The 8677-nt window shown below is 65.3% G+C and carries 11 protein-coding genes and 1 tRNA gene; 4 read left to right on the forward strand and 8 right to left on the reverse strand.

Translation table 11 applies throughout. The annotated features are described in order from the left end of the window. Nucleotides 1–549 (forward strand): SPOR domain-containing protein (locus AB7F41_RS16675; protein WP_428406708.1); only part of this gene is annotated, 549 nt, incomplete at its 5' end. 54 nt (nucleotides 550–603) lie between these two features. Here the strand turns inward: AB7F41_RS16675 and AB7F41_RS16680 are convergent. Next, on the reverse strand, nucleotides 604–1329 hold the full coding sequence (locus AB7F41_RS16680) for a DnaJ domain-containing protein (protein WP_428380893.1): 726 nt from the start codon (nucleotides 1327–1329) through the stop codon (nucleotides 604–606). A 10-nt stretch (nucleotides 1330–1339) separates the two neighbouring features. Continuing rightward, on the reverse strand, nucleotides 1340–2047 hold the full coding sequence (locus AB7F41_RS16685) for a VWA domain-containing protein (RefSeq protein ID WP_428380891.1): 708 nt from the start codon (nucleotides 2045–2047) through the stop codon (nucleotides 1340–1342). A gap of 120 nt (nucleotides 2048–2167) precedes the next feature. Between AB7F41_RS16685 and AB7F41_RS16690 the strand changes: the two genes are divergently transcribed. Next, on the forward strand, nucleotides 2168–2758 hold the full coding sequence (locus AB7F41_RS16690; RefSeq protein WP_428380889.1) for a DUF2478 domain-containing protein: 591 nt from the start codon (nucleotides 2168–2170) through the stop codon (nucleotides 2756–2758). On the opposite strand, the gene AB7F41_RS16695 is transcribed toward AB7F41_RS16690, so the two are convergent. Next, the gene (locus AB7F41_RS16695; protein ID WP_428380887.1) at nucleotides 2751–3782 is read right to left on the reverse strand and encodes an amino acid ABC transporter substrate-binding protein; all 1032 of its coding nucleotides are present in this window, start codon (nucleotides 3780–3782) and stop codon (nucleotides 2751–2753) included. The genes AB7F41_RS16690 and AB7F41_RS16695 overlap by 8 nt on opposite strands. A gap of 75 nt (nucleotides 3783–3857) precedes the next feature. Between AB7F41_RS16695 and metC the strand changes: the two genes are divergently transcribed. Beyond that, nucleotides 3858–5042 (forward strand): cystathionine beta-lyase, encoded by a 1185-nt coding sequence (gene metC / locus AB7F41_RS16700; RefSeq protein ID WP_428380885.1) that lies wholly within the window; start codon nucleotides 3858–3860, stop codon nucleotides 5040–5042. Between the two features lie 72 nt (nucleotides 5043–5114). After that, entirely contained in the window at nucleotides 5115–5465 is a 351-nt protein-coding gene (locus AB7F41_RS16705) for a hypothetical protein (protein ID WP_428380883.1), read from the forward strand. Here AB7F41_RS16705 and AB7F41_RS16710 read toward each other — a convergent pair. The 5 genes from AB7F41_RS16710 to AB7F41_RS16730 form a co-directional block, all read right to left on the reverse strand. Beyond that, on the reverse strand, nucleotides 5462–5929 hold the full coding sequence (locus AB7F41_RS16710; protein WP_428380881.1) for an NUDIX hydrolase: 468 nt from the start codon (nucleotides 5927–5929) through the stop codon (nucleotides 5462–5464). The two genes, AB7F41_RS16705 and AB7F41_RS16710, sit on opposite strands and share 4 nt — an antisense overlap. After that, nucleotides 5926–6924, reverse strand: coding sequence for an anion permease (locus tag AB7F41_RS16715; RefSeq protein WP_428380879.1), 999 nt, complete (start codon nucleotides 6922–6924; stop codon nucleotides 5926–5928). Before AB7F41_RS16715 ends, AB7F41_RS16710 begins: the two co-directional genes overlap by 4 nt. A 9-nt stretch (nucleotides 6925–6933) precedes the next feature. Next, a complete protein-coding gene (locus AB7F41_RS16720; protein WP_428380877.1) occupies nucleotides 6934–7578 on the reverse strand; it encodes a DUF47 domain-containing protein in 645 nt (214 codons plus the stop codon). A 102-nt stretch (nucleotides 7579–7680) separates the two neighbouring features. Continuing rightward, complete coding sequence (locus AB7F41_RS16725) at nucleotides 7681–8262, reverse strand: DUF2865 domain-containing protein (RefSeq protein WP_428380875.1); 582 nt, start codon at nucleotides 8260–8262, stop codon at nucleotides 7681–7683. A 209-nt stretch (nucleotides 8263–8471) separates the two neighbouring features. Further along, nucleotides 8472–8548 (reverse strand) — tRNA-Arg (locus tag AB7F41_RS16730). Nucleotides 8549–8677: the final 129 nt, after the last annotated feature.

An 8677-nucleotide genomic window follows, 5' to 3' on the forward strand; every position in this document is an offset into this window, starting at 1 on the left:
GAGCCCTTCGTTCGCCGGCAACCCCCTCCGGTTCCGTCAGCGGACATTCCGCAGCGTGAAAGCGTCGAAACTCCCGCCGTGCGTCCCGCCTATGTGTCGGGCGGACAGAACCGGCCAGCGAGTAAGAGCGCGTCCGGCAACGACAAGGGGCGTCGAGGCGCGACGCCTGTCTCGGCGCGCGACGGCTCGACGACCGTCGGCGCCCGCAAGCTCGACGTCACGACAGTGTCCACGACGCCCTCCGCCATTCGTGGCGCGACCGCCAAATCGCAACTCGGCAAGGCCGACGTCGGCCGTCCTTCGCGCGCCGGATGGATGATCCAGATCGGCGCGACCGACGACCGGGAAAAGGCAAACCAGCTCCTCTCGCGCGCGCGCAGCCAGCTTCAAGGCTTCCCGCCCACCGCCACGGCCTTCACCGAGAAGGTGCAGAAAGGATCGGAAACGCTTTATCGCGCGCGTTTCGCCGGGCTTGAGGAAAACACCGCGCAATCGGCGTGCGCCGCGCTCAAACGCTCCGGCTTCGCCTGTTTCACCACCAAGAACTAACGCAGCGACATGTCCGCCACCTGGGACCACGACTACAGAGGCGCGCGGCGCGCATCAGTGCTGGTGACGCCGCATCAGGACGTCCTTGGCCTCATTCACCCGGGCGGCAAGATCCGTCGTTCCGCCAAGATCTGGATGAAGCTTCTTCATCAGATCGCGGTGAGCGCGCGCGATGTCCGCGGCGGCGGCGCCGCGCTTGAGTCCCAAAATTTCGTACGCCTCGTCTTCCGTAATCGCGCCAGGGCGACGCGCGCCGCCCTCGCCCGCGTTGAAGCTCCCCGAGTCCGCGTACGCATCGCTTGCCGCACGCCAGCCGGGAAATCGCCGATCCAGGTAAGCTTCTAACAACCGGGCGCCGTCAGGGTCGTCGCGCCGGCACACCCCATAGAGTTCGACGAGCGCGGGCCGCGCCAGCGAGTCGAGTTGCGCGCCTTCGTGCTGACCAGCCAGAACCACGCCGCGTATCGCCCCCGTCGAGTGGTCGAGCTCCATTTCGATCATCGCCGATCGAACGCGCGACACGCCGCCGGCGCCAGAGCCGGCATTGCGGAAGCCGCGCAGCGGACCGCCGCTGATGCCCATGAGCCAGACGCCAAAGCCAAGGAGCGCCATGCCCAAATCGAGGCGTCCCCGGGCGAGAAGCAGCCCGCCGAGCGCCAACGCCAAGACGCCGCCGCCACGCTTGAGGATCACGGCCAACAGCGCCGGCGACGTCTTCGTATAGGCGTTGAGCGCCACAATCGTCAGGGCCAGGGCGATGAGTCCGATCAGAATGGGCATCCGTTTTTCCTCAACCGATCTGAGAAAGGAGCAGGCGCGCCGCAGCTCCCCCTTCGCTGGCGCGCCGCTCCAATTCGAGTCTTCCGCCGACGGCGTAGGCTGCGGCGGCCGCGAGCAGGTCCGCCAGCCGCCGCGGCGCGGCGGCGTCGAACGCCGCATATGCGCCGCCGGTCAAGCGCGCGACCTCGCGAAACGCGTGCTGCGTCGTCGGGTCGTGGCCTTCCTGAAACATGAACGCCTTGACGCCGAGCAGCCCGAGTTCGCCCGCGGCGGCGGCGAGCGACTCGATGGGCTCCTCCATCGCATCGCCGACGTAAACGAGCGCCCCGACGCGTCCCGCGCGCGATTCGTCGAGCGCGTGACGCAGCACCTTGCCGATCTGCGTGCGTCCGCCGCGGCACGAGATCCGCGCCATCAGCGCGCCGAGCCCCTCCCCGCCCGAAACGAAGCGCGAGGCGCGGCACTCCCCGAAGCCGCGGAAATAGACGAGCTGAACGTCGAGGCCGCCCTGCGCCGCAGTCGCGCGAAACATTTCGCCCTGAATCGACTGCGCCATATCCCAGGTCGGCTGTCTGCTCATCGTCGCATCGAGCGCGAAAATGAGCCGGCCGCGCAATTGGCTCGCCGAGACGCTCCTCGCCTTGTCCAGGAAAGCGTCGATCGGCCCGGATTGCGTAGAGCCATGGGTGGCTGGCGGCTTATTCGAATGATCGCCCACTGCGGTTCACGTCGTTTTCTCTGACGCTCTCTATCAAATCGTCCGCGCGCTCTGATAAACAAGAGGCTTGGCGGCGCGACCTGAAACATAGGCTCTTTCGACGCGCCGGGCGAGGCGTCGATGTCACTCCCGATCAAAGAATCCCCCGTCGAGAGCGGCGCGCCGCTCACGGACACGACAGGATGGACCCGCATTGCTGCCCTTCCCGCCGAAGACAGCGTTCGCGTGCAGTCGCTGATGCAGGCCTTCGCCGAGGAGCTGATGCAGAGCGGCGTGCGGGTCGGCGGGGTGACCCAGACGCGCGTTTCGGACGCCTCCGGACGCTCGGGGATCATGCTGCGCGACGTCGTCACCGGCGCCGCTTATCCGATTTCGCAGGACCTTGGCCCCGGCTCCGTCGCCTGCAATCTCGATACAGGCGAGCTGGCGCTGGCCTGCGCGGCGGTCGAGCGCGCCGCGCGCAACGGCGCGCAACTGATTGTGATCAGCAAATTTTCCAAACAGGAGGCCGGGCGCGGCGGCCTCTGCGACGCCTTCCGCGCGGCGATGGCCGCTCGGGTTCCGGTGATCGCGGCGGTGTCGCCGCATTATCGCGCCGAATGGCGCGCCTTCGCCGGGCCGCTTGCGGCGGACGTCGCGCCCGAGCGCCAGGCCCTGGCGGAATGGTGGGCGAAGATACGCGCCGTTTCGCCTGACGAGACCGCTATCTGACGGGCGGCGCGAACATCAGGCCGCCCTTGGTCCACAGCGCATTCAGCCGACGCTCCATCGCGAAGGGCGACCCCTGCCCGAGGTTGCGGTCGAAAACTTCGGCGTAATTGCCGACGTGCTTGATGATCCGATAGGCCCAATCCTCCGACAGGCCAAGGTCGCCGCCATGGGCGCCGTCGACGCCGAGCAGCCGTCGAATTTGCGGATTCCCGGACGACAAGGCGGCGTCCGCATTCGCTTTGGACACGTCCAGCTCCTCGGCGTCGAGCATGGCGAAAAGCGTCCAGCGAACGATATTGAGCCACTGATCGTCGCCCTGGCGCACCAGCGGGCCGCGCGGCGCTTTAGAGACCAGTTCCGGAAGGACGGAATGATCGGCAGGCGCCTTCAGCCCGACGCGGGCGCCGTGCAGCGTCGAGACGTCGGCCGTCAGCGCGTCGCATTTTCCCTCGTCATAGGCTTTGACCGCCTCCTCGAAGCTCCCAAACAGCTTCGGCTCATATTTCGCCTTTCGCGCCCGAAAAAAGTCGGCGACCTCCAGTTCGTAAGGCGTGCCCTGTTCGACGCAGATCGAAGCGCCGTCGAGGTCCTGAACCTTGGCGAAGCTGCGCTGACGGGGAACCAGGAACCCCTGGCCGTCGTGCAGCGCCACGCCCGCATAGATGAGCTTCTGGCCGGCGTCGCGGACCTGGGTCCAGGGCGACGCGCTGGCGAGCAGATCCACGGCGCCCGCCTGCAGCGCGCCGACGCGCTCCTTCGGCGAGAGTTCTACGAAATGCGTCTTCGCCGGGTCGTCGAGAACGGCGCTGGCGACTGCCCGGCAGAAATCGGCGTCGAAGCCCCGCCATTCTCCTGCGCCGTCGCGCTGCGCGAAGCCTGGCGCGACGGTCACGCCGCAGGTCAGATAGCCATTCTTGACAACCTGCGCGAGCGTCGGACCCACGTCGGTTTGCGCGCGCGCGCCGACAGCGAAAAAAGCGCCGGCGACGGCCGCAATCAGGGCGAATTTTGGACAGCGGATCATGGCGGGCTCGGCATCCGGCGAAGGATATACTAGGTTCGCGCGGCGCTCACGCAAAAGCGACTCGTCAGAGGCGGCATGTCGGAAGATAAGAGAAAAACAAGGCGCAAATTAAGGCCCGCCACGATTCTGACGCAAGCCGGGCGCGAACCATTCGAGCATTTCGGCTTTGTCAATCCGCCGATCTACCGCGGATCGACGGTGCTGTTTCCGACGGTCGCCGCGCTCGAAGGACTGCGGCAGCCCTACACCTATGGCACCAAGGGCACGCCGACCACGCGCGCGCTCGAGCGCGGTTGGAGCGAGATCGCCGGCGCCGCCGACACGGTGCTGACGCCGTCCGGCCTCGCGGCCATCGGACTTGCGCTCCTGACCGCCACGCACGCCGGCGCGCACGCGCTGATCGTCGATTCCGCCTATCAGCCGACCCGGATCTTCTGCGACGGTCTGCTGACGCGCTTCGGCGTCACGGTCGACTATTATGATCCCTTGATCGGCGGCGATATCGCCGGGATGATGAAGCCCGAAACGACTGCGGTGCTCGTCGAGTCGCCCGGTTCGCAGAGCATGGAGATTCAGGACGTTCCTGCAATCGCCGCCGCGGCCCACGCCCATGGCGCCTGCGTGATCGCGGACAACACCTGGGCGACCCCGCTGTTCTTCCCGCCGCATGAGCGCGGCTGCGATCTCGCGATCGAAGCCGGCACCAAATATCTGGCGGGCCACGCAGACCTCCTCATGGGACTGGTCTCCGCCAATCCGAAATGGGCCAAGCGGCTGCGCGCGACCTTCAACGCCTTCAGCATCGGGTCGAGTCCCGACGACGCCGCCCTCGCCCTCCGCGGCCTGCGCACGATGGGGCTGCGGCTGCGCGAGCAGGAGCGCGCCGCGCTGGAGATCGCCAACTGGCTGGCGGACCGACCCGAGGTCTCGCGGGTGCTTCACCCAGGGCTTGCGAGTCATCCTGGTCATGCGCTCTGGAAGCGCGACTTCCTCGGCGCCTCCGGCGTCTTTTCGGTTATTTTCAAGGACGTTCCGAAAAGCGCTGTCGCCGCATTCGTCGACGGTCTGGAACTGTTCGGCATCGGATATTCGTGGGGCGGCTATGAAAGCCTTGTGCTCCCATTCGACTGCGCCTCATACAGGACCGCGACGCGCTGGGCGCCGGAGGGCCCCGCGTTGCGCTTCTCGATCGGACTCGAGGATGTCGCCGATTTGAGATCGGATCTCGAAGCCGGACTCGCGCGGCTCAACGTCTCTTAAGGACGCACTTCTTAGAATATGTTCCAATCTTCCTATTTATTAGGCGGAGAAAGTCTTCGAAGGAGAAGAAATATGGTGGCCGTTTCCCGGTTTGCGGCTTATGCGGGCGTCTGCGCTTGGCTGATTGCGGGCGTCGCGCCGGCGCTGGCGGCCAGCGGCGAGGATTTCCCCAACGTCATCTGCGCCTGCAAGAAATGCGGCCCCAACAAGTCGGACGTCGTCGGCAAATGCCCCGACGTTTGCAAGGAGAAGACCGTCTACAACAAGGGCGACAAGGTCGCTCCCCCCGCGGCAAGGACCCGCTCCGGCCGACGGGACCGGGCCGCCAAAAACGTCGAACCGACGGAGTTTTGCAAGGCGTCTCGGATGAAGCTGCCGAAAGGCTGGATGCGCGCCGATCCGCCGCCCGCTCGGGCGCGCTAAGCCTTCTGCGCCGGCGCGACGCAAAAGTCCAAGATCAGGTCGCACAATTCAGGCTCCTCCACGAGATCGGCGGCGACGGCGCCCTCGAACCATCGCGTCGCACGCTGCTTTTTCTCGCGCCATTTCTTGCGCTGTTTCTGCACTCGGAGAGGATACACTTCGACGCGGCAATCGACCGTCGCCCCGCTCGCGAGCCGTTTTTCATAGCTGAACTCGCCAAGCTTCGCCGTTTCGATCTTGCCGATCAGGCCGCCTTCCTCAACCGCCTCGATCGCCGCGACGATATGCGGTTTTCGCCCTTTCATCGGCCAGCCCTTGGGAACGACCCAGCGCTTGGTGTCGCGGGAGGTGACGAGCATGATCTCCACGCGGCCCTCGTTGATTCGCCAAGGCAGGGCCGCATATTGCGTGCGCGGCGCAGGACTGGCGGAGTCGCGCTTCTTTTTCGGTTTGGGCGGTTTCATGCCGCGAACCTCGCGAGCACGTAGAACGCCGCGGCGAAAAAGGCGGCCATGGGCATGGTGATGACCCAAGCCACGACGATGTCCTTGGCGACATTCCAGCGAACCGCCGCCATGCGCCGCGACGCGCCGACGCCGATGATCGCGCCGGTGATCGTGTGCGTCGTCGATACCGGCACTCCCAAACCCGTCGCGAGAAACAGGGTGATCGCCCCGCCGGTCTCGGCGCAAAACCCCTGCATCGGGGTCAGTCGAGTGATCCTCGAACCCATCGTGCGCACGATTCGCCACCCGCCAAACAGGGTTCCGAAGCCCATGGCCGCCTGACACGCAATGACGACCCAGAACGGCACGTAGAATTCTCCTCCGAGCGCGCCGTGCGAGTAAAGCAGCACAGCGATCACGCCCATGGTTTTTTGCGCGTCATTGCCGCCATGGCCCAGCGAGTAGAGCGAGGCCGAAGCGAATTGCAGAACGCGAAACAGCGCGTCGACGCTCCCGGGGGTCCGCCGTACAACGATCCACGACACCAGAAGGATCAGCATAAGCGCCAGGAAAAAGCCCAGCGCCGGCGACAGCACGATCGCGACCCCGGTCTTGATCAGCCCGTTCCAGACGATCGCTGAAGCGCCGACCTTCGCCACGCCGGCGCCGACCAGCCCGCCGACGAGGGCGTGCGAACTCGAGGAAGGAATGCCCAGTCCCCATGTGATCAGATTCCAGACGATCGCCCCCGCCAGGGCGCCGAAGATGACGAAATCATCGATGATGTCGGGCGAGATGATGCCGGCGCCGACGGTTTGCGCGACGTGAAGGCCGAAGAACAGGAAAGCGATGAAGTTGAAGAAGGCCGCCCAGAACACCGCGAGATGCGGACGCAATACGCGGGTCGAAACGATTGTCGCGATGGAATTGGCGGCGTCGTGCAGACCGTTGAGGAAATCGAAGATCAATGCGACCGCGATGAGCGCAAGGAGATAGGACGAGAAATTCTGCAAGCGTTTTCTCTAGGTATGCTCGATGACGATGCCTGCGACGCGGTCCGCGACGTCCTCGAAGCCGTCGACGACGCTCTCGAGATGTCCGTAAATCTCCGCGCCGACGATGAACGCCATCGCATCCTCATGGCGATGCGCCAGAAACAACTCCTTCAAACCCTGATCATGTACGGCGTCGGCCTCATCTTCGATTCGCGTGATCTCCTCACTGAACGCATTGAGCTTCCCGGCATTTTGACGCATCGACCGCAGCAAGGGAATGGCGCTGCGCGTGAGATCCGCCGACTGAACGATAATGTCTCCCATGCGACGCATCGCGGGCTCGAAATCGCGAACTTCATAGAGCAGCGTCGCTTTCGCCGTCTGGTGCATCTGGTCGATCGTGTCGTCCATGGCCGTGATCAGATCGCGGATGTCGCTGCGATCGAAGGGCGTAATGAACGTGCGCCGCACCGCGAGATGGGCCTCGTGGGTGATGGCGTCGGCCTCGAGCTCCTGGCTGCGGATCTCTTGGGCGCAGACGGGCACGCGATTCCCCCCGTTCAACAGGTCCCGCAAGGCGCGCGATCCAGCGACAAGCGTCTCGGCATGCTGCTCGAAAAGGTCGAAAAAGCGCTCTTCTCGCGGCATGAGCGCCTGAAACCAAGACAGCATCGCGCTCTAGCCTCCGGGAACCCGTCACAAATTTGTCATAAACGAGCTCGCGCATAACGGCAGGCGGGCGGGCTGTAAAGCGCAGAGACGCCTCAGCCTCGACTATTTTTCGCGCCGATGCGTTTTCGCCAGCGCGAGCGAGCCGTCCTGGACGGCGTCCGCCTCCCTGGGGGCGGCGTTCTGAAGCAAATGTCTGAGTTGCGTCCGGACGCGCCGGGAGGCGTGGCTCACGCTCACGAGTCGGGCGCCGCTGTAGACGCGCGCGCCCGCATCGCCGATGACGATATCGCCGGATCGCAGCGTCGGATCCCGGCCGGACAGCTGCACGTAATGCTCGTGAGACCCGGCCGGATCGTTGCACGAGCATCTCGCCGTGAGTTTCTCGCGGAAGCTGAACGCGGTCGACAGCGCCAAATAGCGCTCTCCCTGGGCGTTCCGCGCCTGCTCGATGCTTGACCCCTGATAAAGCTCGACGCGTGCGGACGGACAGGCGTATTCGCAGGACTGCTGCCCTGAAAGATGTGAGGATTTGACCAGGGGAAAATAATAGCCGTCGCAGGACCGCACGCAGTAGCCGCCTCCCTGCATGGAGTCCGCGTCTCCGCTCGCCGGGTCAGATTTGGCGCCAGATTTGGCGTCTGGCTTGGCGTAACGCACGGACGCCTTCGGGGCGCGCAGCCGCACCCTGGCGCGCTCCCGCGGACGCGCCGGGCGCCATGAGCGTCCGGACGGGTACGCCGCCGGCGGCTCGGGCCCAAAGAGGGAATCAAAAAAATCCTGGGCCGAAGCGTCAAGCGGCGACATGAGCGCGATGACGGTCAGAGCGCCGGCGATTCTCCTCGCCCCCTCGCGGTTGAGCCGCATTCGCCTGTCCCCGTCTACAGAACTTCGACTGGCGACCCCGGCAGGATTCGAACCTGCGACCTACTGCTTCGAAGGCAGTTGCTCTATCCGGCTGAGCTACGGAGCCGTCGACGGCGCAGCTTCCGCCGCGGACCGTATCACTACGGCCGACGCGGCGCCAGACAACGCCAGACAGGGAAGTCATATATGGCGACCCCGGCAGGATTCGAACCTGCGACCTACTGCTTAGAAGGCA

It is taken from the genome of Methylocystis sp., from assembly GCF_050251305.1.
GTDB lineage: Bacteria > Pseudomonadota > Alphaproteobacteria > Rhizobiales > Beijerinckiaceae > Methylocystis.